1 protein-coding gene is annotated in these 632 nt (G+C 51.7%); it reads right to left on the reverse strand.

Translation table 11 applies throughout. The features are described 5' to 3' along the window. Nucleotides 1-632, reverse strand: a 632-nt coding sequence (locus ACO0LB_RS20515; protein WP_423052542.1) for a hypothetical protein, incomplete at both ends; no start/stop codon positions are given.

The following is a 632-nucleotide window of genomic DNA, read 5'->3' on the forward strand; positions in this document are numbered from 1 at the left end:
CAACCTTGAGCCTAGCTTCTGCTGCTATCTCTGCCAAACCATCCAGTACCATCGTAGCCCAGAACTTGGTCCTAGCTGATTCCTCTGCTGCAGGAGAGCACAGAGCCGATCGGTGGTACAACCACAAACGATCCGGATCAGCCTTGTTCTTACCTCCAATGAGCTGGTTCAGCCTCAGACTAGCTAGGAAGGTGATCCAGACAGCCCCTGTCTCGACCATATCAGAGTCCAGGACACTCGGAGCAACAGGATGGCACAGCACTTTACCCAGCGCGTCAAAAGCCAGGCCAATATCAGAGAGGCTGATGACTCTCCTGGTGTTGGACTCAGATGCCGCCAACTTCAAAGCATGGATAGGAAACGCAGCAGCAATCCGGGCCAGGGTCAGGACATCAGGACTCTTGGTCTTGGCACCTTTCTCAATAACATTGGACTTGAGGCCCATGTTACTAACAAATGTAGTGAATGTGGCTTCAATGAGTCCAGTGCCAAGGCCAGACTTTATTGCCTCAAGGTTATTACCTCGGTGGTTGAACAGAGCAATACAGAGCAGGATGACCTGGTTCAAGTTCTGGTGGCCAGTCAACTCGATGGATTTACCCTTCTTGTTGTCCTCCAGCAGCAAGACGGAG

The sequence above is a fragment of the Undibacterium sp. SXout7W genome (assembly GCF_049339385.1).
Lineage (GTDB): Bacteria > Pseudomonadota > Gammaproteobacteria > Burkholderiales > Burkholderiaceae_D > Undibacterium.